General features: G+C 48.7%; 23 protein-coding genes and 1 pseudogene. 6 read left to right on the top strand and 18 right to left on the bottom strand.

What is annotated here, in order from left to right; translation table 11 throughout:
* The first annotated feature begins 111 nt into the window (after positions 1-111).
* Positions 112-1,014: a DMT family transporter gene (locus ACUTSU_RS09315; RefSeq protein WP_445650257.1), complete on the top strand. Its 903-nt coding sequence runs from the start codon at positions 112-114 to the stop codon at positions 1,012-1,014.
* Here the strand turns inward: ACUTSU_RS09315 and ACUTSU_RS09310 are convergent.
* The 3 genes from ACUTSU_RS09310 to ACUTSU_RS09300 form a co-directional block, all read right to left on the bottom strand.
* Entirely contained in the window at positions 1,011-2,429 is a 1,419-nt protein-coding gene (locus ACUTSU_RS09310) for a sensor histidine kinase N-terminal domain-containing protein (protein ID WP_445654081.1), read from the bottom strand. The genes ACUTSU_RS09315 and ACUTSU_RS09310 overlap by 4 nt on opposite strands.
* Entirely contained in the window at positions 2,416-3,090 is a 675-nt protein-coding gene (gene tctD / locus ACUTSU_RS09305; RefSeq protein ID WP_445650255.1) for a transcriptional regulator TctD, read from the bottom strand. Before tctD ends, ACUTSU_RS09310 begins: the two co-directional genes overlap by 14 nt.
* Positions 3,091-3,306: 216 nt before the next feature.
* Positions 3,307-3,627, bottom strand: coding sequence for a hypothetical protein (locus ACUTSU_RS09300; RefSeq protein WP_445650254.1), 321 nt, complete (start codon positions 3,625-3,627; stop codon positions 3,307-3,309).
* A 299-nt stretch (positions 3,628-3,926) separates the two neighbouring features.
* Between ACUTSU_RS09300 and ACUTSU_RS09295 the strand changes: the two genes are divergently transcribed.
* Genes ACUTSU_RS09295 through ACUTSU_RS09285 form a run of 3 tightly spaced genes read left to right on the top strand, consistent with a single transcriptional unit; the run spans position 3,927 to position 6,880 of the window.
* Positions 3,927-4,907, top strand: a complete 981-nt coding sequence (locus ACUTSU_RS09295) for a Bug family tripartite tricarboxylate transporter substrate binding protein (RefSeq protein WP_445650253.1) — start codon at positions 3,927-3,929, stop codon at positions 4,905-4,907.
* Between the two features lie 12 nt (positions 4,908-4,919).
* Entirely contained in the window at positions 4,920-5,351 is a 432-nt protein-coding gene (locus ACUTSU_RS09290; RefSeq protein WP_445650252.1) for a tripartite tricarboxylate transporter TctB family protein, read from the top strand.
* An 11-nt stretch (positions 5,352-5,362) separates the two neighbouring features.
* Positions 5,363-6,880 carry a tripartite tricarboxylate transporter permease gene (locus ACUTSU_RS09285; protein WP_445650251.1) on the top strand — a complete coding sequence of 506 codons (1,518 nt, stop codon included), beginning with the start codon at positions 5,363-5,365 and terminating at the stop codon, positions 6,878-6,880.
* 34 nt (positions 6,881-6,914) lie between these two features.
* Here the strand turns inward: ACUTSU_RS09285 and ACUTSU_RS09280 are convergent, their stop codons facing one another.
* Positions 6,915-7,544 carry a CatB-related O-acetyltransferase gene (locus tag ACUTSU_RS09280; RefSeq protein ID WP_445654080.1) on the bottom strand — a complete coding sequence of 210 codons (630 nt, stop codon included), beginning with the start codon at positions 7,542-7,544 and terminating at the stop codon, positions 6,915-6,917.
* Positions 7,545-7,692: 148 nt separating this feature from the next.
* On the opposite strand from ACUTSU_RS09280, the pseudogene ACUTSU_RS09275 reads away from it, so the two are divergent.
* Positions 7,693-8,100 (top strand): annotated as a pseudogene (locus ACUTSU_RS09275) (PLP-dependent aminotransferase family protein); the annotation flags it as partial.
* On the opposite strand, the gene ACUTSU_RS09270 reads toward ACUTSU_RS09275, so the two are convergent.
* From ACUTSU_RS09270 to ACUTSU_RS09255, 4 genes are read right to left on the bottom strand one after another with little or no spacing between them, the layout of a single operon-like run.
* A complete protein-coding gene (locus tag ACUTSU_RS09270; protein WP_445652366.1) occupies positions 8,058-8,558 on the bottom strand; it encodes a protein disulfide oxidoreductase in 501 nt (166 codons plus the stop codon). The pseudogene ACUTSU_RS09275 and the gene ACUTSU_RS09270 sit on opposite strands and share 43 nt — an antisense overlap.
* Positions 8,551-9,267 carry a DsbA family protein gene (locus ACUTSU_RS09265; protein ID WP_445654079.1) on the bottom strand — a complete coding sequence of 239 codons (717 nt, stop codon included), beginning with the start codon at positions 9,265-9,267 and terminating at the stop codon, positions 8,551-8,553. Before ACUTSU_RS09265 ends, ACUTSU_RS09270 begins: the two co-directional genes overlap by 8 nt.
* On the bottom strand, positions 9,264-11,300 hold the full coding sequence (locus tag ACUTSU_RS09260) for a protein-disulfide reductase DsbD family protein (protein ID WP_445654078.1): 2,037 nt from the start codon (positions 11,298-11,300) through the stop codon (positions 9,264-9,266). Before ACUTSU_RS09260 ends, ACUTSU_RS09265 begins: the two co-directional genes overlap by 4 nt.
* 50 nt (positions 11,301-11,350) lie before the next feature.
* On the bottom strand, positions 11,351-11,716 hold the full coding sequence (locus ACUTSU_RS09255) for a copper resistance protein (protein WP_445652369.1): 366 nt from the start codon (positions 11,714-11,716) through the stop codon (positions 11,351-11,353).
* Positions 11,717-12,020: 304 nt separating this feature from the next.
* Here ACUTSU_RS09255 and flk point away from each other — a divergent pair, with 304 nt between their 5' ends.
* Positions 12,021-13,049 (top strand): flagella biosynthesis regulator Flk, encoded by a 1,029-nt coding sequence (gene flk, locus ACUTSU_RS09250; protein WP_445652370.1) that lies wholly within the window; start codon positions 12,021-12,023, stop codon positions 13,047-13,049.
* A 44-nt stretch (positions 13,050-13,093) separates the two neighbouring features.
* On the opposite strand, the gene ACUTSU_RS09245 is transcribed toward flk, so the two are convergent.
* From ACUTSU_RS09245 to ACUTSU_RS09200, 10 genes are all read right to left on the bottom strand, one after another.
* The gene (locus tag ACUTSU_RS09245; protein WP_445654077.1) at positions 13,094-14,359 is read right to left on the bottom strand and encodes an MFS transporter; all 1,266 of its coding nucleotides are present in this window, start codon (positions 14,357-14,359) and stop codon (positions 13,094-13,096) included.
* Positions 14,360-14,395: 36 nt separating this feature from the next.
* Positions 14,396-14,959, bottom strand: a complete 564-nt coding sequence (locus ACUTSU_RS09240; RefSeq protein WP_445652372.1) for a GNAT family N-acetyltransferase — start codon at positions 14,957-14,959, stop codon at positions 14,396-14,398.
* Positions 14,956-16,911: a carbamoyltransferase C-terminal domain-containing protein gene (locus ACUTSU_RS09235; RefSeq protein ID WP_445654076.1), complete on the bottom strand. Its 1,956-nt coding sequence runs from the start codon at positions 16,909-16,911 to the stop codon at positions 14,956-14,958. The genes ACUTSU_RS09240 and ACUTSU_RS09235 overlap by 4 nt, the downstream gene beginning before the upstream one ends.
* Before the next feature lie 44 nt (positions 16,912-16,955).
* Complete coding sequence (locus ACUTSU_RS09230; RefSeq protein ID WP_445652374.1) at positions 16,956-17,672, bottom strand: hypothetical protein; 717 nt, start codon at positions 17,670-17,672, stop codon at positions 16,956-16,958.
* 24 nt (positions 17,673-17,696) lie between these two features.
* A complete protein-coding gene (locus ACUTSU_RS09225) occupies positions 17,697-18,404 on the bottom strand; it encodes a hypothetical protein (RefSeq protein WP_445652375.1) in 708 nt (235 codons plus the stop codon).
* A gap of 76 nt (positions 18,405-18,480) precedes the next feature.
* Positions 18,481-18,765 (bottom strand): hypothetical protein, encoded by a 285-nt coding sequence (locus ACUTSU_RS09220; protein ID WP_041418640.1) that lies wholly within the window; start codon positions 18,763-18,765, stop codon positions 18,481-18,483.
* Between the two features lie 395 nt (positions 18,766-19,160).
* A protein-coding gene (locus tag ACUTSU_RS09215; RefSeq protein WP_445654075.1) for an IS5 family transposase occupies positions 19,161-20,005 on the bottom strand; the annotation gives its coding sequence in 2 pieces (ribosomal slippage) (positions 19,161-19,660 and positions 19,660-20,005; 846 coding nt in all).
* 930 nt (positions 20,006-20,935) lie between these two features.
* Positions 20,936-21,535, bottom strand: coding sequence for a C39 family peptidase (locus ACUTSU_RS09210; RefSeq protein WP_445654074.1), 600 nt, complete (start codon positions 21,533-21,535; stop codon positions 20,936-20,938).
* 183 nt (positions 21,536-21,718) lie between these two features.
* Positions 21,719-22,321, bottom strand: coding sequence for a hypothetical protein (locus ACUTSU_RS09205; RefSeq protein ID WP_445654073.1), 603 nt, complete (start codon positions 22,319-22,321; stop codon positions 21,719-21,721).
* 14 nt (positions 22,322-22,335) lie between these two features.
* Positions 22,336-23,208, bottom strand: a complete 873-nt coding sequence (locus tag ACUTSU_RS09200) for a hypothetical protein (protein WP_445654072.1) — start codon at positions 23,206-23,208, stop codon at positions 22,336-22,338.
* Positions 23,209-23,460 lie beyond the last annotated feature (252 nt).

Here is a 23,460-nt window from a genome sequence, read left to right as displayed (position 1 = left end):
GTCCCGTGACTTGTCTTGTTTAGGGCAAATATTGTCTGGATATCACTATATATAATAAACCGGACACGGGTAAACTAGCCAGCATGTCCGTTGTTAATGAGAATAATTATCATGAATATGCTATTCCCCCTGCTGGCGGTGTTGATTTGGTCCATTAATGCCGTGGTCAGCAAGCTCTCCGCTACCGCCATTGATCCGGCCGCCATCTCCTTCTATCGCTGGTTACTGGCGCTGATCACACTGACGCCTTTCGTGTTGCCCGGCGTGATCCGCCACTGGGCGGCGATACGCGCCAACTGGTGGAAATTAATGATCCTCGGCATGCTGGGTATGGTGTTGTACCAGAGTCTGGCTTATTACGCGGCCCACAGCGTCAGCGCGTTGTTTATGGGGATTATTGTTTCCCTGATCCCGTTACTGACTATTCTGATCAGCATAGTGCTGCTGCGAGTGGCACCGACGGTGGGTATTGCGATCGGCAGCCTGTTGTCGCTGGCCGGTTTGATTTGGCTGGTGAGCGCTGGTAATCCGGCCGAGTTGCTGCAACATGGCATAGGCAAAGGCGAGTTGATGATGTTTGCCGCCACCGCCGCCTATGCGCTGTACGGCGTGCTGACCAAGCGCTGGGCGATTGCGCTGCCAAACTGGCAATCATTGTATGTGCAGATCCTGTTCGGCGTGGTGTTGCTGCTGCCTAACTTCCTGATGGCGCAGGACGTTGCCTTGACCCGCCAAAATATTCCGCTGGTGCTATTCGCCGGTATCCCGGCCTCGATCATCGCGCCATATCTGTGGATCCACGGCGTGATGCGCCTGGGTGCCAATACCGCGTCGATCTTTATGAATCTGGCTCCGGTATTTACCGCCATCATTGCAGTAGTGTTCCTGCATGAACATCTGCACAGCTACCATTTGCTCGGTGGCGGCATCACCCTGTTGGGGGTGATCCTGTCGCAGCGTCTGCGCACACCTCTGGGCCGCAAGGCCAAGCAAACCACAGAGTGTGAAAGCTAAGGCAGCAATTGAAAACGCACCCGCACCAACAGGCCCCCGAGGGTGGCCGAGGTCAGCAGCTCCGGGCGGGTGCCGTGATAACGGGTGATGTCGCTCACCAGCGCCAACCCCAAACCGGCACCGGGCTGATTGCCCACGTTATCCAGCCGATGAAACGGCTGCAGCGCCTGCGCCGTGTCCTGCTCGGCAATCCCCGGACCGCTGTCTTCAATTTCCAGCACGCACTCCCCAGCCAACTTATCGATGCTTAACCGGGCCGTAACCGTGCCCTGATTCGGAGTATATTTCAGCGCATTATCAAGCAGATTGGCGCACAATTCAGTCAGCAGCAACACCTCCCCACCGACCCAACAGACTGATTCCCCCTCATACCCCAGATCGATGCGCTTACTGCGCGCCTGCGGCAGCCGTGAAAAACAGGCATCGCGCAGAACCTGCGCCAGATTCACCGGCTGTAACTGGTGGTCAGCCTGGTGTTCATGGGCTTTAAGTCTGGAAAGATAAAGCAGGCGATCGGTCAGTGCCACGGTGTTATCCAGCGTGCTGCTCATCGCTAGCAGGCTTTCCCGCCACTGCTGCGGTTGATCACTGGCCAGTGCCACCCCCACCTGAGTTTTCAGCACGGTTAACGGCGTGCGTAGCTGGTGCGAAGCGTCTGCGCTAAAACGCTCCTGACGCGCCACCATCAGCCGCAGTCGTTCAATATAACGGTTGAATGCCAGCAACAGCGGCTGCATTTCCGACCAGGGCAACACCATCGGCAACGGCGTCAGTTCGCCCGGATCGCGCCGCAGCATGATACCGGAAAGCTTACGCATCGGTTTCAGCACCCGCTTGAGTAGCGCGAAGGCCAGGAGCATGGTCAAAACCACCACCGTTCCCTGGCTGAGCAAAGCGGAAAGCATCATTTGCCGCGCCAGATAGCGCCGTGATTCCAGCGTCTCCGCGACCAGAATGGTCGCCATGCCCATAACGCCGGATTCGTTAATCGGCTGGTACAGCGCGGCCACGCGAATCGGTCGGCCGCGATATTGCGCATCATAAAAATGGACCAGCGCCGGATACAGGCTGGAACGCAGGATATGGGGCGGCATCGGCGGTAAATCGTTATAGCCTGAAATACTGTCGCCCTGCGGGGAGATCACTTCGTAATAAAGCTGATCGTTCATGTTGCGCTCGAAACTGTCGAGTACCACATAGGGCACGTCCGCTTCCAGTCGACCATTGCGCACTACCAGTCTTTCCGCCACGGTACGTGCCGACGCCAGCAACGTGCGATCGTAGGCCAGCGTAGCGGCATTCATCGCACTGAAGTAGTGGGTATAAATCGAGATACCGCCCAGCACCAACAACGGCAGGCCAAAGAACAATAACAGTTGATAAAACAGCGATCGCGGTGCGTTAAACCACCTCATTGCAAAGCTCCAGGCTGTAGCCCAGACCACGCAGAGTGATGATCGCCACATTACTGCCCTGCAGCTTTTTCCGCAGCCGATGAACGTACAGCTCGATGCTTTCTGGATTAGCCTCATCGGACAGGGTAAACACCTGTTCAAACAGTTGCTGTTTGGCAACCGGGCGGCCACGCCGGTGGATCAAAGCGGTCAGCACCGCCAACTCTCGGGGCGTCAACTGCAGCGGCTTGTCGTCGAGTTGGAAATAACCTTCATCGTGATAGGTTAGCGCGCCATACTGCAACGCCTGCTGAGTGACGCCAACGCTACGGCGCAGCAACGCCCGAATGCGCGCTTCCAATTCATCGAGTTCGAACGGCTTGGTCAGGTAGTCGTCGGCCCCCAGATTCAGCCCCTTGACGCGATCGGTAACGTCGGTTCTGGCCGTCAGCAACAGTACCGGCAAATCCTGCCCGCGTTTGCGCAGTCGGGCCAACAATTCCAGACCATTAAGCCGCGGCAGCGCGACATCCAGTACCACCAGCGCATAGGTCTCGTTTAACAACAGGTGGTCGGCTGCCAGTCCGTCCGGCGCAACGTCAACAGCAAAACCGACGCCGGTTAACGCCTTTTGCAGCCAGTGGGATAGCTCGGGATGGTCTTCAACCAATAACAGACGCATGTTTCCATTCCATTGATTTACCTATGCCTATGCTCTGTGTGAAATAACAATCAGGCCAGGACGACGGTCAATTAACATATTTATAACAGCAGGATGGCATGGAAAACGCAGGGAAAGAAGAGTTACACCGGGTCAGTTTTGGGAGCTGGGGCACAATTGCAACACGCAATAAACCACAGTCGGCCAGCCACTGCGGTTGATTGCGTTGGTTCGCCGTTATTTTTCGCTGTAGGCCAGAGCAATATCCAACACCGGCTGCAATTTGGCTGGCGTGAACGGCGGGGAAACCAATACCGAGCGATTATTGGCGGCAAACACAATATCAATACCGGTAATACAAGCCGTCATAGGGCATACGTATTTATCGCCTTTGGGATCGGCGAAATGCAGCTCAAAAACACCGAGTTCCGGACGCAGACGTTTCAACCGGCACTCGCCTTCCTCTCCATAAATGCCGGCATACACCGACGGCAACATCTTGATAGCTTTAATTTTATCACTTTCCCTGCCACCGAATAACTTCCCTAATGAAAACATAAACGCACACCTGTCATGATTTTATTTTTAGTCATTTTATCCCAAGGTCGAAAAGGCAAAAATGATATTACGTAGACTTTAAGCAAGGTTTACGGGCTGTTATTGCCCCGTGGCATGTGTTAGTGCAGCGGTCAACCTGGACGGTGAGTACAACATTATTATCCCAGCCAGGAGATGCATATCACATCCCGAAAACTTTTCCGCCGGTTGAAAGGTAAATGAAAGGTTGTTGATTTAACAATCCAGCAACCCGTATCGGCGGGGATCCGCACCGACTGAAAAATACCTTGGGGAAAGCAATGAAAAAAATAATCACCCACACTCTGACCGCCACCGCCCTGCTGCTGGCAGCCAATCTGGCCTTTGCCGTAGAAGCACCGAAACGCACCGAATGTATCGCCCCTGCTAAGCCCGGCGGTGGGTTTGACCTGACCTGCAAGCTGATTCAGGTTTCGTTGCAGGAAACCAAAGCCATCGATAAACCGATGCGCGTTACCTATATGCCCGGCGGCGTTGGCGCAGTAGCCTACAACGCCATCGTTGCCCAACGTCCGGCAGAGTTCGGCACGGTCGTCGCCTTCTCCGGTGGCTCGTTACTGAACCTTTCTCAAGGGAAATTCGGCCGCTATAACGTGGACGACGTGAAATGGCTGGCCGCCGTCGGTACCGACTACGGCATGATTGCCGTCCGTGCCGATTCGCCTTACAAAACCCTGAAAGACCTGATGGACGCCTTCCAAAAAGATCCGAACAGCGTGGTATTCGGCGCCGGTGCCTCGATCGGCAGCCAAGACTGGATGAAAACCGCCCTGCTGGCCCGTGAAGTTGGGGTCGATCCTCACAAGATGCGTTACGTGGCATTCGAAGGCGGCGGCGAGCCGGTTACCGCATTGCTCGGCAATCACATTCAGGCCGTTTCCGGCGATCTGAGCGAGATGGTGCCTTACCTGCAGGGCGACAAAATCCGCGTGCTGGCGGTGTACTCGGATCAACGCCTGCCGGGCCAGTTAGCCAATGTGCCAACCGCTAAAGAGCAAGGCTTCAATCTGGTATGGCCGATTATCCGCGGTTTCTACGTTGGCCCGAAGGTCAACGAAGAGGAGTACCAGTGGTGGCTCGACACCTTCCAAAAAATGATGGCAACCGACGAGTTCAAAAAACAACGCGATCTGCGCGGTCTGTTTGAATTCAACCTGGCCGGCAAGGAACTGGATGCCTACGTGAAAAACCAGGTCAATCAGTACCGCGAACAGGCCAAAGTTTTCGGTCTGGCCAAGTAACCGGAGGCTACCATGAGCGATCGCATTTTCGCCGGTTTCTGGCTGCTGCTGTGCATCAGCGGCCTGTTTATCGGCTGGGGTATTCAGAGCGAATACAGCTACGAGCCGCTGGGACCCCGTCCCTTCCCGCTGGCAATTCTCAGCCTGATGGCGCTGTGCGCAGCGTTGTTGCTGCTGAATAAGCCGCAGGTGGTTGAATGGCCGCATAACAAGGTGATGCAACGCCTGCTGGTGCTGGTAATAACCCTGGTGCTGTACGCCTGGGGCTTCGAATGGCTGGGCTTCCCGCTGGCAACCGCACTGCTGACCTTCAGCATTGGCCTGCTGTTCCAGGCCAGCCTGAAAGCGGCCTTGGTGTCCGGCGTGGTGATGGGCGTGGCGCTGTATTACGCCTTTGACCGCTTACTTGATGTGACACTGCCACTCGGCGTTTGGCTGAGCTAACGGGGGCGACGATGGAAACCTGGATGTATTTGACTCAAGGGTTCGAGGTGGCGTTGGTGCCACAGAACCTGATTATCGCCCTGATCGGCTGCTTCGTTGGCACCATTGTCGGACTGCTGCCGGGATTGGGGCCGATCAACGGCGTGGCTATTTTGCTGCCTCTGGCATTCGCTCTCAAACTGCCGGCTGAGTCCGCTCTGATCCTGCTGGCGACGGTGTATATCGGCTGCGAGTACGGCGGTCGTATCTCCTCGATACTGCTCAACGTACCGGGTGACGCGGCGGCGATCATGACCGCACTGGACGGTTATCCGATGGCGCAACAGGGCCGCGCCGGTGTGGCGCTATCAATCTCGGCGGTAAGTTCTTTCATCGGTTCGATGATCGCTATCGGTGGCATTATCCTGTTTGCCCCGCTGCTGGCACGCTGGTCACTGGCGTTCGGCCCGGCGGAATATTTTGCCCTGATGGTATTCGCCATCGCCTGCCTGGGTAGCATGATGAGCCAGAACCCGCTGAAGTCGCTGCTGGCGGCGCTGATTGGTTTGGGGCTGGCGACGGTCGGGGTAGATGCCAATACCGGTGTTTATCGTTTCACCTTCGACAGCGTTCATCTCTCCGACGGCGTACAGTTTATCGTGGTGGTGATCGGCCTGTTCTCGGTCAGTGAAATTTTACTGATGCTGGAAAGTACCAGCACCGGGCAGAAGCTGGTGCGTAAAACCGGCCGCTTACTGTTTAATCGCAAAGAGGCTGCCGAATGTGTTGGCCCAACGCTGCGTTCTTCGGTGATCGGTTTCTTCGTCGGCATTCTGCCGGGTGCGGGTGCCACCATCGCCAGTGCGCTGACCTATATGACCGAAAAGAAAATCAGCGGCAACAGCGACACCTTCGGTAAAGGAGATATCCGTGGCGTGGCGGCTCCTGAGGCGGCCAATAACGCCTCGGCCTGCGGATCGTTCATTCCGATGCTGACGCTAGGCGTGCCGGGTTCCGGTACCACGGCGGTGATGATGGGCGCACTGACGCTGTACAACATCACGCCAGGCCCGGCAATGTTCACCGAACAGCCGGATATTGTCTGGGGGCTGATCGCCGCACTACTGATTGCCAACGTCATTTTGTTGATCATGAACCTGCCGCTGGTTGGTCTGTTCACCCGCATGCTGACCATTCCACTGTGGTTCCTGGTACCGGCGATTGCCGCGGTGTCTGCGGTCGGTGTTTATGCGGTGCATAGCACCACCTTTGACCTGCTGTTGATGGTCGGACTGGGGGTGTTTGGCTATATCCTGAGGAAAATGCACTTCCCGATGTCGCCGCTGATTTTGGGCTTCGTGTTGGGAGAAATGCTGGAGCAGAACCTGCGCCGTGCGCTGTCAATCAGCAACGGAGAGTTTGGCATTCTGTGGAGCAGCAGCATCGCGCAAACCTTGCTGGTGTTGGCGGTGTCCGTCCTGGTGCTGCCGCTGGTATTGCGCATAATGCGCAAACGTCGCCAAACAGCGGAAGCGGCCAAGGCCGAGTAAATAAAAGGGCGGGGTAAATCCCCGCCCTGTTCATTTAACGTTTGATTTCAGCTATCGCCCGTTCAAGGGCCACAAGATCATCATCGGCCAGCAAAGGCTGCACGCGGGTAAAATCCTCCGCCGACAAATCATAAATGCGCAAAGCCAGTAACCGGCCGATGGTCTGCGGGCTAAACCGCCGCTTGATTGGCCGCGCCGGATTGCCGCCCACGATAGTGTAAGGTTCAACATCCGCCGTCACAATGCTGCCTGCAGCCACTATCGCCCCTTCCCCAATAGTCACGCCCGGCATCAGCATCGCCCGCATTCCTATCCAGCAACCGTCCCCGAGACGGGTATCGCCTTTCGGTTGATAAGCTGCCTCGATGCTTGCCATAAACGGATACAGGCACAGCCAGTCGATTCGATGAGTATGATTGCCCCCCATCAGAATCACCGCCTCGGCACCGATACAGACGTAATCACCGATCAGCAATTGGTCTATCAAACCCAGCGCAGGCCACTGTTGGCTGATCGCATCGCCGTGTAAATAACGCACCACCGAGCGTTCAAAGCCGTGATCCCAACAGTCGCTGTAATAGCTATGGGTTCCCTTGACGATAATATTGGGATTGGTCACCGTTTGGTGCAGCAACTCTGTTTTTGACCAGTGTTTTACAGTCATGGCAGTTTCTCTTTTATCTATTGCAAGAGCCACAGCCTAAAGTCTGTGGCAGTATTTTTGGTCGCAAAACACTGCCGAATTAAGCAATTAACGCTCGTTTTAGTCTTGGGTTATTGGTCATTGTCGTCTCCAAATTTGGCACCATAAGGTCACCATAGGTCGCTATGACAAGCAACTACAGCGTGCCGGGCGGATCTATCGCCAGCATCAGGATATGATGGTCGCCGCATTACAGCAACAACTGCCGCCAGGTTGCCGATTTGAAACGCGGGAGGGCGGACTGTTTATCTGGCTGACGCTGCCCGCCGCCGTCAGTACCGAAGCACTGATGCCGGTAGCTTGGCGAGAAGGCGTGACTTTTGCACGCAGAGAGTGTTTTTACGCCGAGAAACAGCGTGGCGCGCATGGCCTGCGATTGAATTTCGCCGCCAACACGCCACCGCTGATTGAAGAAGGTATCGCCCGGCTGTGCCGGGCGATTAGTCAGGTGATAGCGGCCGAAGAAACCGGTGATTACAGCCCGGCCCACCACAGCCGCAGCTTCATGCCCCAATAGCTGGTCCAGCCGGTGGTGCTCTGCACCACCTGGCCTTTGGAGATGATCACCAGCGTCGGGGTAACGCCGATTTGCCACTGCGCCGACAGTTCGCCACGCGGATCGTTAACCACCGGCAAGGCCACCCTCTTGCCTGCCAACCACTTCGCCACCTGAGCATCGTCACCGGAGCGCAGCGCTACGGTCAACACATTGCCCCCCTCGCCGACCACTCTGGCGACATAAGGGGTGGTGAAGCGGCAAACGCCGCACCAACTGGCCCAGAAATAGACCAGCAACGGTTTATCCTGGCTGAGCTGCGCCAGTGACACCTGCTCACCGTTCAGCGTCGTCAGGGCCTGTGAATCGAAGGCTGGCGGAGCCTGTGGTGCACGCAGCCAGTCCATACCGAACGCCGCGACCAGGACGATCAGCAGCAGGATCAACAGTTCCCGCGCCCAACGCCGCAACCTAGCCATTTTTGACCTTCGCCAATTGCTGTTTCACCATGGTTTCTAGCTCCTCGTAAGACACTGCCCCCGGCAACATCTGATCGCCGATCAGCGTCGCCGGCGTCCCCTGCACGCCCAATTTTTCTGCCAGCTCCATGTTGGTGCGCAACGTGGTCATGCTCAGCTCACTGGGTGCCACTTCTTTCACCCCGGTTTTCTGCTGTGCGGCAGTAATGCTGGCGGTGTCGTGGAAACCTTTTTTCGCCATCAGCCGCTGGTGCAACGCCCAAAACTGGTCCGGATGCTGCTGCCAGGTAGTCAATGCCACCCGTGCCGAACTGACCGAGCTTTCGCCTTTGAACGGCAATAATTTCACGACCAACGCGACGTCCGGATACTGTTTGACGATCTTCTCCAGCATTGGATCAAAACGCTTGCAGTACGGACAGTTGTAATCGGTAAAGGTCACCAGCGTCAGTTTGGCGTTGGCCGCCCCGAGACGTGGGCTGGCCGGGTCCTCATACAGGGCTTTGGCGTTTTGCTTGATCGCCTGGCTGATTTGCTGGCCGGTGGTTTGCTGCTGCCAGGCATCAACCGCCTGCGCCAGAATATCCGGGTTCGACACCAGCGTTTCGCGGATCAGCTCTTTAATGCGGACTTCCTGCTCCGGGGTAAAGGGGGCTGCGGCCCAGACAGGGGTAACGGTCAACATCAGTAAGATCATTAATTTTTTCATTGTGAATTTCCTTTGGCGGCGGACAGGGTTTGCAACACGGCATCTCGGGTCAACAACGTGGACAACACCACGCCGTCGCGGCTGCCGGGGCCATAAATTTGGTTAAAAGGCACAGCGACGCTGCCGCGTTGTTGCAGGAAGGCGCTAATTTCGGCCGATGGGCGACTCCAGTCTCCCCGCAGGGCGACAACGTCCTCGGCGCTAAGTGCTTTTTGCACGTCATCGCGCAACAGTACGTTGAATTTGTTAGCTTTACAGGTCACACACCAGTCGGCGGTGACGTCGACAAACACCCGTTTGTTCTGGGCCAGTGCCTGGATGATCGCCTCCTCGCTCAGCGGTTGCCAGGCCACATTGTCATGCAGCGGCTGACGCCACAGCCCGGCGGTCAGCGAACCGGCCAATAGCACCACCCCAACCAGCAGCAGGGTACCTGCCGCCAGCTTGGCCGCCAGGCGAATCCCATGTTGCCAACCGGCCGCCAGCAACAGGGCCAGCAGCGCGATCCCCCCCACCACCAGCGTCGCGACGCCACCGATATGGTTGGTCATCAGGCTTAGCAGCCACAACGAAGAAGCCAGCATCAGCAGGCCCATCACCAGCCGCAGGCTGTTCATCCAGCGCCCCGGACGAGGTAAACGCAGTGCCAGCGCCGGCCAGGCAGCAATCAACAGCCAGGGCAGACTCATCCCGACGCCCAGCGCGACAAACATGCCCCACAGCACCGGCAACGGCGCTGCCAGAGCAAAGGCCACCGCGGTCCCCAGGAAAGGTGCGGAACATGGCGTCGCCAGCAAGGTAGCGAAAGCGCCCTGCCAGAAATGGCCACTCAAGCCACGACCGTTATGGGTCGCCAGTTTGGTGTTCAGCGAAGAGGAAAGCTGCAGATGGAACAGGCCGAACAGATTAGCGCTGAATAGCAGCGTCACCAGCACCATAAAACCGATAAACCACGGGTTTTGGAACTGAATGCCCCAGCCAAGCGCCTGGTTACTCAGTCGCAGCAGCGTCATCAGCAACGCCAGTGCCATAAACGACGCCACAATGCCGAACGACGAGGCCAGGAACTGCAGCCGAATACTGTGGCGGTCACGCTTTTCGACCTGCAAAATCGAGCCCAGTTTGATGCCTAACACCGGCAGCACGCACGGCATCAGGTTGAGGATCAAGCCACCGGCCAGCGCCATCAGCACCGCCTGCCACAGTGAGAAGCTTGCCGCAACCGGTGAAACCAGCGGCCCTTCAATAGGTAACGTCACCTGTTGCGCCACGCCGACGTCACCGATCACCAACGTCAGGGTTTTGCCACGCAAATCCGGTGCGCTATCACCCCAGCCATCACTAACCGGCACCCGCGCGAACATCCGGGTTCCGTCACTGCTGACCTTCGGCTTGCCGAGGTCAGCATCCTCCAGCGTATCGAAGAACAGCTCAGGCTGCTGCCAACCGGCGGCTCGCTCGGCGCTGATCTGCAGTTCCCCGTTCTGATAACCGGCTTTAATGCTCTCCACCAATCCATCGGCAATAGGTACCTGCCCCATTGCCTGGGCAAAGTCCTGGGTAAACTGTGCGTCGGACGGCGCGTCCAGATCCAGCCTGAACGGATAGTCGGTCAAAATGCAGACGTTACTGCAGGTAGACAGCGTCAGCGTGCCCACCAACTGACGTGGTACTTCGCCTTTCATCACCAGCGGCAGCTCGACCCGGTCGTGATAACCCTGGGTGGAAATGCCGGCAACGTCAAAACGCTGCGGCGTCGGCCAGTACCAGGTTGCCGGCGGTGGATTACCCTGCCAGGCAATGGTCGGCGCAATACCGCCTTCCCCCGGCGAACGCCAGTAGGTTTTCCAGCCTTTTTGCAGCTCTATGCCCAGCAGCAAACGGGTTTCCCCGCTGTGCGAGGTGTCGGCGCGCAGCCGCACCTTGGCGTGATCGTTAGCCGGACTTTGTAGCCAGCCGCTGTCCGCCGCCTGCAAAACAGGTAGCCACAGCAGTAACAGGCAGGCTAATGCCGACCTGATGATATTTAACATGTTTTCTCTCCATAAATGAATCAATCAACCAAAACAGACAGGTGATGAACTCATTCACGGAACACGCATAATCGCAGATGCACCCTGAGGGTGGTGGGGGAAATAACTCTGGGAGGAGGAATTCGCAGACGCGTGGCCGCCGTGGGGGCCAACAGCACCAGCAACATGCCAAGACCGAACAACAGGGTTTCGAACATTACCGGTGGCGAGGCCAACAAGGATTTGGCACTCAGTTCACAGGGTGTGGGTTGCAGTTCGGCGGCGTCATCGGTGGCAGAGGGCGCTGCGCTGGCAACGGGCAACCCCATCACTTGCTGCAACGCATGCAGGCTCGCCATGCGCTGAGTCATGCAGGTCAGCACCACCAGGCAAGCCAGGCATAAAAACCATTTTGCAATCCGCTGCTGTTTAACCATGCCGTCCTCAATTCCAAGTCTGCGCTTATCTTAGCGGCGCAGACGCTTTTAGCAATATTTTGCCTGTAAAGAAATGTCTGAGGACGGTATTGGTCGCGGCCGTTTACAGGTATCATGAGTACAATCCTGCGCTTTTCGCCGGGTACGACGATTATTCTCTCCCCAAAGTAATGGGTGTTGCGGCAAGGCGGCAAGCAAGCGAGTCCCGATGAGCTTACTCAGGTAAGTGATTCTGGTGAGATTGCGCAGCCAACACAGCGACAACGCCAAGTAAGCAGGGGATACACAGCGAAGGACAGGTGATATGCAACCTTTGAGTGGACCGGGCACCCCGATCGCCAGCGATCGTACCCCTAGCCCGGACAAAACCACAACCACTGACGGTAGCCCGCTCTCCCCGGCACAACGCACGACGCTGGAGAAGCTGGTCGTCAAGATCATGGCGCTCAGCCCAGCCAAATCCGCAGAGATTTGGGTCACGCTGCGTCATGATCTGCAAACAGACAACAACAGTGAGCTACTGGCACGCCATTTCCAACCGGCCGAGCAACTGTTGCAAAACCGTCTGGCGCAGGTACAGCAGAGCCATGCCAGCCGCCAATTGTTGCAACAACTCACCGATCTGCTGCCGCAGGGCAATAACCGTCAGGCCGTCAGCGACTTTATTCGCCAGCAGTTTGGCCATACAGTGCTGAGTAAATTGAGCCACCCACAGTTGCAGCAGGTGCTGAACCTGTTGCAGACCGGCAGCCTGACTATCCCGCTCCCGCAACAAACCACCACCAGCGATCGCCCGCTGCTGCCTGCCGAACATCAGAGCCTGCAACTGCAGGTGACCAAGCTGAGCGCCGCCACCGGCGAATCACCGGTCAAAATTTGGCAGACACTGTTTGATCTCAGCGGAGTAAAAACCAACGATCCGCTACCGGCTCGCCATTTCCAACTGCTGAATCAGTTTTTGCAGGTGAAGGTAGCGCTGAGTCCACAAACCGCACCGACGCTCAACAACCTGTTGGCCGCACTTAAACACCCTGCGGATCCGCAGGAGCAGCAACAGTTGACTGACTACTGTCAGTCACGTTTTCACTGCAATGCCAGCGCACCGCTGACCCATCCGCAGATCAGCGACCTGATCAACCAGCTGTTTGCGCGCCGTCTGGAAAAGACCGGTCCGACACAGCCGCTGCCCGGCAGCCACGCCGAACCGCAGCCCTTGCTCAACCCACTGATTGCCGCCCTGCCCCAACCGCTGCAAAAAGCGCTGAGCAAATCGGCCGTGGCGTTTATCCTGTTTATTCTGGTGCTGGCCCTGGTATTGGCGCTGGTGTTTTAATTTTTGACTTCCCGGCAACCGATTTTCTGGCCAGCGGATAACCCTTATCCAAGGCCAGACTGGGTATAGTGTTCGGAGGCTTCAAGCTTGAATTGACGCACCTGCGGCAGTGCAAGAATAAAGGCTGAAAACATCAGGCCCAATGTGGCGATAAAGATAGCCTCGCGTGGGGAGCGAGCCTCGGCCAGGTAGCCACTGGCCAAAGCCCCCAAAGGGATCGTAATACAGAATAAAACCTTTAAAGAAGCAATGACTTTACCAATCAGGTGCGGGGGGATAATTATTTGATTAATAGAAACATTAATGACATTAAAAATAGTTTGTCCTAATCCAAAGAAAAAGAATGCAATGCCTATAGCAAAAACAGCACTTTCCACCGGCTGTAGCAAACTGAGGATTGCCCCCCAGGCAACAGTCAAACCAACACCCAATAATAATGATTTACCATAGCCAAATTTTTTTATCATTAACGGTATTATTGATGCCCCTACCAGGACACCCAAAGCGCCAGGAATAAAAACAAAACTAAGCATTAAAGGTGATATCTTTAATTGATTCACAGCATAAAATATAAATATTGTATAAATTAATGCATAGCAAAAATTCCATATAGCGCCGCTTAGAGTGATTATTCTTAATAACGGCGTTTTAAATACAAATTGGTAACCTGCATAAACCGAACTAATACTGCCATTCTGTTTATTATTATCTACTGCCAGATTTATTTTTATCTTTTTCAACGGTAACAAAAAAAACGATGAAAAAATGAATAAAATGATGTTAAAAAACAAAGCATCGGCTGCAGAAAAAAACTTTATCACACAACCTGCAATAACCGGCCCCAGCAATTCAGAAAGTGAATTCGCACTCGCAAACTTTGCATTACACTGAATTATTTCAGATGGATGAAACAAAGCAGGAATCAGCTTGCGATACGAAACATCGAAAAATAACTTACCCGTACCCAACAAGAATGAAGAGATAGCCAAAGTATAAAAATTCGCATGAGAAAAGTAAAATGAAATAAAAATAAAAAATAATATTAGCGCGCGAAAAACCTCACTGGCTATCATGATTTTTAATGGGTTATGACGGTCAATTAAAATACCAGAAAAAATCCCTAATACGATCGGGGCTAACTGCTCTGAAAACACTAAATACCCCATTTGTATTGGCGTCATATGCAATTGCACTATCGCAAAGATGGGCAAGGCGAACAGCGAAACCTCAGCACCTACTTGAGTTAGTATTTGAGAAAACCATAACTTAGTGAACATTCCATTTTGCCATAGTGATATTTTCTCTTTCATAATACTCCCATAGCTATATTCATTAACGTTAAAGTCTTAGTTCTTCGAAGCCCATTCCCTGTCAAATACTCTATAATGAAACTCGTCACTTGTAGAACCTTTGAAAAATTCTGCATTTTTCAATTCATTAATCTTCTTAAAGTCCAGAGACTCCACTAAACCAATGGAAGCAACATTGCGCGAGTCTATCAATGCATCTACATGTGACAGTTTATAATTATTGAATAAGAAATCCATCAGCATAGACACACACTGTTTTGCCACACCTTTTTTCTGATATTGACTAAATACATGGTAAGCAATATATGCCCAGCCTTTATCAATCATAACTGTTGACTGGACATACCCCAGATACTGACCAGATTTACGATCTATAATGACCCAGTTTAACCATATTTCTTTTTTGTCCGCCGAATAGCGTTGAGATACTCGCTCATAGCGAGACTCCAGTTCACCCAGCGTTTTCGGGGGGTCGGAAGGTATAAACTTATAATCATCATCAATACACAACCCCGCATACATTCCATGCGCATGCCATTTTTCTAGAGGTTCCAGCATATATAAATCTGATGTTATAGGTTCAATTAGTTTAAAGCTCACGATTCGAACTCCATTAACCCTAACATCATGGCTGTAAAAAGAGAGTCAATGACAGAATTACCGTTATTTTCGAGTAAGTCATAAGACAATAATCCACCATTATTATTTATTGAATCAAAGATATCCAAACTCACACTCGCAGACAGTCGGCCTTTGATAAAGAAAACATATCTCTGTCCCTTAGAAAAAACAACATTGGTCAATGTGCCATCACTCAATTTAATTGCATGTCCTGCCTTAAAAATTCGCAACCAATTGGTTTCATTTCTGGATATAAGGCGTTCTCCCAGAAGTAATAAATCGACTTCATCATTATGCCTAAAGAAAATGATGGCATCCTCAGCACTGTCAATAATGGGCTCGCCGCCGCCATTGAGGGAGGTGTTGACTAATATTGGGTAGCCAGTTTCATCATTAAAAAATGACATTACATCATAAAGCATGGGATCCGTGCTTTTTAACAGTGTTTGCGCACGCGTGGAACGATCCGGATGAGCCAGTGCCTTCAACGAAGAAACGTGATTGTCCTTTATATAATGAACATAGTTCATATAAGGGCTGATCGTCGGACCATTGAAGTAATCATTAATTTTATCCTCTTGTATAATCGGAGCAACAGGTCGCCAGTCTTGTCTTTTTTTAATTTTATTCAATCTAACTTTAGACTCTTCCAACAACGGTGAAGCAAGTAAACTACGCCCACCTAATGCTCTTGGGCCAAATTCAGCTCGTCCTGCACAACGAGCAATTATTTTTCCCTCTTGCAATAACTTGGCAATAATCTTTGGTGTCTGCTTGCCATTATCCGTGATAAACAGTGAATGATGCACCAACGCAGCATTGATATCAGGTTCAAGAATATCTGTACCTAACCGATCCGTACTATAATTCTCTTGATATTCCAGAGTAGGGTTTTCCCATATTCTTTGACCAAAAAAAGCGCAACCTATAGAAATTCCCGCATCATGCGGAGAACTCGGAAAGTAGCAACTATCAAATATACCACTATCAAAAACCTCAGAGTTAGATAGTATATTTAGAAAAACACCCCCAGCCGCACAAAAATTGTCAGAATGGCCAAGCTTCCTGGTTTTTCTTGCGTAGGCGAATAACGTATTTTGCAAAGCATTTTGTGTCAATTTTGCCAAAGGAATATTTTTAATTGGGTCACTATTGATAGTGAATCTTTCCTGCCAACCATTACGAAACTCTATATGGCCATCAATGTCAGCTATCAATTCATTAACATTAACGCCTTCATTTCCCGTATGACTCTCTAATGAAGCTAATGCCATTAACTGGCCATGAGCATTCTCACTACCAAAGACGCTCCTTGCGACATTATCATATAAACTTGCTGCATTTTGAATGAACACATCTGGGGTAGGATGAGGAGTACAAAATTCTCTATCCAATAATGAATAGCCATTTTTGTTGACAGTGTAAATTGATAGGCACTCTGTCTTTAACACTAACCCCTCCCTGACTTTATTATCAGTGGCATTATTGTAATAATCAGAAAATGACATCACAAAATCCTGCCCTGACTCCGTTGAAGAACCAGCCAAATCAACGACCAAAACACTGGCATCTGGATAACCAGAACAACCAAATGCAGACATTGCATGAGCAAGATGGTGAGAAATAACCCTATGTCGTTTGTCCCAAGGATCAAACAAGTTAAAGCCTGGCTGTACCAAAGGATGCCTTAAGCCTACGCCCCCCGGAGCAACGGACTGCAATGATGAAATAATATCAGTAACATCGTTCAACTCAACCCCAGCAAGTTTCAGACATTGAGTAATCGGCAAATCGTTGCTGAAAAAGGGTCGACCGTCATATTTCCTGCGAGTGACCCTCTCTTGCTGCATGGCAGCCATTAACTTTCCATCGATAACCACAGCACACGAAGAATGATGACCAAGATGAATACCCAGCGTGACTTTTCTCATGTTGTGACCCACCATTAATTTATTTATATTGGTAGTGACTTAATTTAAATTCCCAAAGGATGAAAACCAAATGTCAATATTGTAACCCTTTCATTTTCTTTTATATGCTCTCGCCCATGGGTTATACTACCGGCAAACATGATAACCAATTCTCCTGGCTTAAGATTTATTCGCTCCGGTTCAGAATGAGAAGGAAATACTACCAGGCAAGACCCCGTCTCATCTGGGTCGGTATGTTCAAGCATTAACAAAACATTGAGCGAAAAAATGTCAGTATCAATATGCGGGTTTATTCCCTGACCGGCTTTGTCGTAATAGATAAAACTGGCAATCCCTGTGGGTAAAACCTCTCCGGCATGCAAGCGAACAAATTCTGTCAGCTTTGTTGACTTAGAAAACTCATCAGCAATCGGTGCACCACATCCCAGAAAGTGGTCTTTATTATCAACCGCATCCTTCCTTATACTCCTGGCTTCATGTTGCAGAGAATGCAACAGTTCATCTGTCATGAAATCGGGACGACCACGAAAAGCAATCCCATTTGGGGAGATTCTATTGCTGTAAGGCTGTAATTTAGCCAAACAATCAGTTACGGTATTAAACGCATCAGTTTCATCTTTCTCGATGGGTAAATTAAATTCTGGAGATAAGCCTCCTGCCGCCAATCCCAGTAACAATTTATAATTCGCCTGTTCGGCTTCTGATAGGGTAGAGTTGAAGGCTTTTAGTTTTTCCACGATACTTTCAACATGCTCACTCATATTTCCCTCACCATTCAGTTTAAGTTATACGGGTTGAAATCCAAATGCGACTATTCTGACCTCTTCGTTTACTTTCATTCGTTCTCTTGAATGTAGAATGCTATCAGCAAACAATATAATCATCTCCCCCGGTTGCAGATAAATACGAACGGGTTCTTGATCAGTAGGATAAAGTATCAACGCGGATGGTGATGACTCGAATTTATGATCTAACATCATTATCACATTCATTGGAAATTCAGCATTATCTATATGTGGATCAATGCCCATGCCTTTCTCATTGTAATAAAGATAATTCGTCTTTCCTGTAGGAATGATGTTACCTGCATACTTTTTAACTTGATCAATTAGCTGTTCTGAAAAACCAACTTGCCGTGCAATTATTCCACCGCTTGATACTAAGTGGTCATCAAATCTCTGTGATAAATGATAAAGATCTTTAGACTCTTCATTTAATGCAGCAAATAGCTCTTCGGACAAAAAATCCGGCCGTCCTTTCCAGGCTATGCCATTAACGGTAACCCGATCGTGATGTGGCTGTAGCTCAGCCAAAGACTGCAACGTCGCTTTCAAAGCGGAATTTTCAACATCCTGTTTATTATTTTTACCTAATAACTCACCGCAAGCAAGGGAGAGGAGTAATTTGTAATGTTCTCTTTCCTGCTCGGATAACGTATTTTTAAAAGCATTAAGCCTATTATTTATATTTCCTGGTTCAGATGTTTTTATCATATTAAAGCCTCAAAAAATATATAGCGGAATGTAAAAACAGTACCGCTATATATTTCATAATTTAAAAACATTTAAACTAATGGACTTCCAGCTCATCAGAGAGTGCGATAATATCCTCTCTGACCTTGACACTGGCTGCGGCCGAGATAGGTTTTATATAGCTAAACTTATCTTCCGCCTGATTTGACTGTTGAAGTGATGAAAGATGAGTTCCCGCTGATTTGATAATCTTTGAGAACACCTCGCCTTCTTCATCTGAAAGCGTTTCTTTCAACATTTTCAACTTATCTCTTAATGTTGAAAATGAGGCTTCTAGTTCCTTGCTGGTAAGTTGAGACGTATAAATGTTGTTTGTTTCCACTAAATACCTCCAATTACTTTTTATCAAGGATGCGTATTTCTACGCCAGGATTAGATGTGCAATTTTCACATGCCATCTAAACTTAATATGGAATGACGGAGTCATAAATAATGAAATTTCATGGTAATTAATCAATCATAAGATTGAAGATAGATAAAAATTATATCAATAGGTTATCGATTGATGATCATTAATCGTTAAACATTAACACTAGTTACATTTAAAAATCACTTTATTTAATGTATTTGAACATTGCAAAAATAGCAAATTTTTAGGTTGTTTTTGTTTCAAAAAACCTAATTCATTGAAAATAATTAATTTTATCAAATTGACGATGTGAGAAAAAACAAAGCTGAAAGTTAAATAAATTTTAACATATCACTAGGCTGTGTCCCTTAACTTAGCAACCGCTTCAAAAATAGCCTGATCGCTCCCAGCTTTAGCATACTTAGGTAGTTTCTGCCTGTTTTTTCCGAGCGTGTAGCGATACGACGATTTTCTTTCAGTATCGCAAAGCAACGCTCCACGACATTGCGTTTTTTGTACAGACGCGTATTGAGGGGCCGACGTCCGTCCTGGCGGGCTTTATCATTCGATTTAAACGGAATAACCGCTTTTATCCCTTTTATTTTCAAATAAATGCGAATACGTCTACTGGAGTAACCCTTATCCGCCAGTACGGCTTTCGGACGTGATTTCAGGTGCCCGCTTTTTCGGATAATCCCAACCCGGTTAAGCAACGTTTCCGCATACTGGTTTTCGTGGGCTTGTCCACCGCTCAGGCAAAAACTCAGCGGTAATCCTGTGCCATCTGTCGCCAGATGGATTTTGGTGCCAAAGCCGCCGCGAGAGCGACCCAGCCCATGGTCCTCGTGTTCATCGGGGTGTTTTTTTTCGCACCGGCGGCTGCTTTCAGGGCGCGAACATTACTGCCATCCAGCGCGATAACATCCCAGTCAATCAGCGCTCTCTCATCCAGAATCTGGAGTAATTTATTGAAAATACTGTTCATTACTCCCTCTTTAGACCATCGGTTAAAGCGGTTGTAAATCGTTTTCCATTGGCCATAACGCTCAGGTAAATCCCGCCACGGTGCGCCAGAGCAAAGCACCCAAAATATGCCATTCATGACATGCCGGTGCGCAAAGTAAGGACGCCCACCTCTGGAAGAGCCTCTTTCAGGCGGCAGCATGGGAGAAATCAGCGCCCATGCTTCATCGGGGAAATCGTAACGAGCCAAATTAAAGGATCTTTTGTGGTTAAACCATGCGTCAGATTGTACAAAAAATAGTTACGGGACACACCCTAGATGAAACTATCAGCAGTATAAAATCAGTTATTAATAAATGCATCGACGGCACCTACGCCGAATATTTAACCCGCCCATTGGAAAGTGGAGCATTTAACTTTGCATAGTACCCAAAAGAAACTATAGATTTAATATTTACCAAAGCAAGATTGCAAAAATTATTCCCTCTTGTTACACGTGGAATCATTCAAAAAACAAAGAGAAATGGAGGGTAAAAGAACTTTCTCAAAACATCCCTTCGCATAGGGTGGATTTTTGCGTCGATGATTTAGATTTTTCTATAGTTTGCCATGGCAGCGAACTAAGATATGATGACCCTGCTTCCGTTTTCTTTGTTATCGAAGGAAAGCACTTTATCAAGCCATACTCATTAAAGCACCTACTTGCGATCATTCGCTTAATAAACCGGGACGAATTAGACGATTTTTCCAGATCGTATAATGACTCTGATAAAGTAACCATCTGGCCACCGCACTCCACTGATAATAACGGAACGATAGACATAGATTCACTCAGGTTAATATATGTATCAGAGCTCTATAATGAATTTAAAGAGAAGTTCCTGAAGGCCATCGGAGACAAAAAAATGTCAGTTATAATTAACGCAATGAAGATAATGCATGGGGATATTTGACCTTGCTATTTAGGGCGCAGTCAGCGCCCTTACTTTTATCGATATACGCACCTTTAATTTTAGTATATAAGCACATTTAGTTACCCCACTGCCGATAAGTGATCTCGACGCATCTCACTGTCAGTTTTAGAGCGCTGTATTTTTCCTGCAAAGCATATAGAACCATTGATGAATAGATTGATAAAAATGCATAAAGAGTATCCATCCAGATTATTAATATAAACGAATCATTTTTCCAAAAAGAGTCTATTCGTAGAGTTGGTGTAAAGAATTTTATCATCAAAATTATTTTTTATGTTGGAGATAAAAACCAACGCAGTACCATGCTCTCCTCCTTCTATTTTAAATATTTTCTCTAGTTCGCTTTCAAAATAGTTCATCCTCCCTTTAGCAGGATCCACAACTTGAAACCACCCATCTTTATAACCTGTATACACAATGAAATGCCCTCCGTTTGTACTGGTTTTCAAGATGGCTGGTGATTTTAATCTTTTTAACTCATTCAGTTTGATTTTTAATCCAACCGTTAAAATATTAAATGTGTTAGCGGTTTTCTTCAAATCCCCCAACGAATATTCAGGCTTTAAACCAATAAAGAAAAATAAATTTTTCTCCGAAGTGCTTTTGTCATAGTAATTATTCAGAACAAAAGCCAATGATGCAATTCCGCATGAATTGTCAAAAAGTTGTCTTTCTATATTCTTTGTCTTTGCTTCAGAAAAGTACTCCTTCACTTTATCTCGAGGCCTTTCAATGGCAAAAGCCTCACTATACAATCCTAATACTAGAGAAAAACCCAATATAAACACGAAGCTTTTTTCATTCATATGCATCCTTTAAACAATTTAACAACTAACCAATTAACCATCTAACTAAGCAAACAGTTAAAAATGCAGGTATAATTGAATATATTGCGTTTAACCACTTATATTTACCACTCAAAATTTTAAATAAAAAAAACCACATGACATAAATAAAAACGATATAAATAAAGTTCATGATAGCCCCCTTTAATGACAAGCCGTACATCTTTGTTTCATTAACTTATTCCATGAAGCAGGATCGTCCACAGCTTTCTGCATTGCTTCTTTGTAGCGGCCTCCACTAAGACCAGGCATTTTTTTAAAATGACTATCACCCCAGTTAGGATCATTCAAAATTTTGTTTAAATCCGCTTGAGACGGAACAGAATCTAGAGCAGGCCCAACCTTATTTTTATTTTTCCCTAGATATTCACCAGCCAAGCCACCAAATAACAATCCACCTGCTTCAGTGAGTAAAAATTTATCAGCCATTAATGGGGCGCCGCCCACAGCGCCAATGCCTGCGCCAACAGCCGCTGCAGCTAGTGCTTCATTGAATTTCACTTCATTTCCAGCTCCAATTGTTTGCGCTAGATAAGCGCTTAAGTTTACAGTGGCTCCTTGAGCTGCTGCCCATAAGATAGGTACAAGTACAACCGGAATGGCTTTTCCTTTCGTACTATTCAACTCCGCATCAGTCATAACTTGATAAGGTTTATATTCAAGATCATCGATCTTTTGTGCAGTTGAAGCTGTGGAATTAAAGTTTAGTAGATATAATGAAAGAATTAAATATTTAAAATTTTTCATTCTTATTTCCATAATTATACCCTCCATGAAAAGTCGATAGAAAATGTGTTTGAATCCATGCCACCTAGTTCATGATCGATGCTAAAATCAGCAGTAAAATCCTTCCAGCGATTGAAGGTAATGCCGGTTATTAATGAACTAGCTGTATCCCAGGATGGAGAGTGAGGGTTCTTTTTTTTCATGCTGTAAATATCTTTAGAGGCACCAAACTTAATGTCTATATCATTATTTAAAGCAACACTTATAATTCCTGTAGTTGAGAAATAGCGGTATTTAACATCATCTTTCCTATTAGATATACCATCGATATATGAAGGATATAAAGTAAGCACAACGGGATCCAAAATCCAACTAAAAGAGGATGATAATGTGTAATTATTAAGGCTACCAGCCTTAAACCCCGTACCAGCGCTCACCACTGTAAGTGGATAAAAATTTTCTATCCGATATGAAACCCCAAAGTTATAGTTGTCAACACTATGTTTGTTTTCAGTGTTAAGCTTAAATTGCTCGTCGGTAGTGTCTTTTTTCGTATATTTTCCAATAACTGTTCCACGAAGTGATAAATTATTGCTAACGCCATATTGAAAAGAAGTATATCCGGAAAGTTGCTTTGTATTAGTGGTAATTATAGAGACGGAGTTGTCTATAAAGAAAGAACCTAATGAGGTGATGTTTAGTGAATACTGCGGTGATATGTTAGTTTTAGTATTTTCATAAATTGAAATGCCAGAACTTATTGTCCACTTATTTTCCTCTGGTAGGAAGTCTTCAACTTTGTAGATACCTCCTGCACCAACGACAAGATTAGGTATATTTTCTGCATAAGCAAGCTTTGTGACAAAGCACAATGCTAACATTGTAAAAGGAGCTAGTTTTTGCTTCATATCTGAACAACGTCCATTGTTGATAATGATTATCGTTATCTTTATGTGGATTTTGCCATATACATACAGATTGTCAATAAGTGAAAGCAAAGGTTTCTTAACGATACGATTTGACAGCCTAAGTTGAGGCAAAGAACAAGAGACACACCGCACAGCTCTAAGCTGTGGGTGTGTCCGACAGATCCTTAAACCAAGAAAAATAGTTTAAAATTATATAGTTATTATTATATCGTTCGTTTTCGTTCCATTCCC

This window comes from Serratia sp. NA_13, assembly GCF_052691735.1.
The sequence above is the reverse complement of the archived record's forward strand: the minus strand, read 5'-3'. Positions and strand labels throughout refer to the sequence as shown.

Coding starts and splice junctions, on each gene's coding strand:
- ACUTSU_RS09315 (WP_445650257.1), top strand. CDS start 112: ATGAATATGCTATTCCCCCTGCTGGCGGTGTTGATTTGGTCCATTAAT.
- ACUTSU_RS09310 (WP_445654081.1), bottom strand. CDS start 2,429: ATGAGGTGGTTTAACGCACCGCGATCGCTGTTTTATCAACTGTTATTG.
- tctD (WP_445650255.1), bottom strand. CDS start 3,090: ATGCGTCTGTTATTGGTTGAAGACCATCCCGAGCTATCCCACTGGCTG.
- ACUTSU_RS09300 (WP_445650254.1), bottom strand. CDS start 3,627: ATGTTTTCATTAGGGAAGTTATTCGGTGGCAGGGAAAGTGATAAAATT.
- ACUTSU_RS09295 (WP_445650253.1), top strand. CDS start 3,927: ATGAAAAAAATAATCACCCACACTCTGACCGCCACCGCCCTGCTGCTG.
- ACUTSU_RS09290 (WP_445650252.1), top strand. CDS start 4,920: ATGAGCGATCGCATTTTCGCCGGTTTCTGGCTGCTGCTGTGCATCAGC.
- ACUTSU_RS09285 (WP_445650251.1), top strand. CDS start 5,363: ATGGAAACCTGGATGTATTTGACTCAAGGGTTCGAGGTGGCGTTGGTG.
- ACUTSU_RS09280 (WP_445654080.1), bottom strand. CDS start 7,544: ATGACTGTAAAACACTGGTCAAAAACAGAGTTGCTGCACCAAACGGTG.
- ACUTSU_RS09270 (WP_445652366.1), bottom strand. CDS start 8,558: ATGGCTAGGTTGCGGCGTTGGGCGCGGGAACTGTTGATCCTGCTGCTG.
- ACUTSU_RS09265 (WP_445654079.1), bottom strand. CDS start 9,267: ATGAAAAAATTAATGATCTTACTGATGTTGACCGTTACCCCTGTCTGG.
- ACUTSU_RS09260 (WP_445654078.1), bottom strand. CDS start 11,300: ATGTTAAATATCATCAGGTCGGCATTAGCCTGCCTGTTACTGCTGTGG.
- ACUTSU_RS09255 (WP_445652369.1), bottom strand. CDS start 11,716: ATGGTTAAACAGCAGCGGATTGCAAAATGGTTTTTATGCCTGGCTTGC.
- flk (WP_445652370.1), top strand. CDS start 12,021: ATGCAACCTTTGAGTGGACCGGGCACCCCGATCGCCAGCGATCGTACC.
- ACUTSU_RS09245 (WP_445654077.1), bottom strand. CDS start 14,359: ATGAAAGAGAAAATATCACTATGGCAAAATGGAATGTTCACTAAGTTA.
- ACUTSU_RS09235 (WP_445654076.1), bottom strand. CDS start 16,911: ATGAGAAAAGTCACGCTGGGTATTCATCTTGGTCATCATTCTTCGTGT.
- ACUTSU_RS09230 (WP_445652374.1), bottom strand. CDS start 17,672: ATGAGTGAGCATGTTGAAAGTATCGTGGAAAAACTAAAAGCCTTCAAC.
- ACUTSU_RS09225 (WP_445652375.1), bottom strand. CDS start 18,404: ATGATAAAAACATCTGAACCAGGAAATATAAATAATAGGCTTAATGCT.
- ACUTSU_RS09210 (WP_445654074.1), bottom strand. CDS start 21,535: ATGAATGAAAAAAGCTTCGTGTTTATATTGGGTTTTTCTCTAGTATTA.
- ACUTSU_RS09205 (WP_445654073.1), bottom strand. CDS start 22,321: ATGAAAAATTTTAAATATTTAATTCTTTCATTATATCTACTAAACTTT.
- ACUTSU_RS09200 (WP_445654072.1), bottom strand. CDS start 23,208: ATGAAGCAAAAACTAGCTCCTTTTACAATGTTAGCATTGTGCTTTGTC.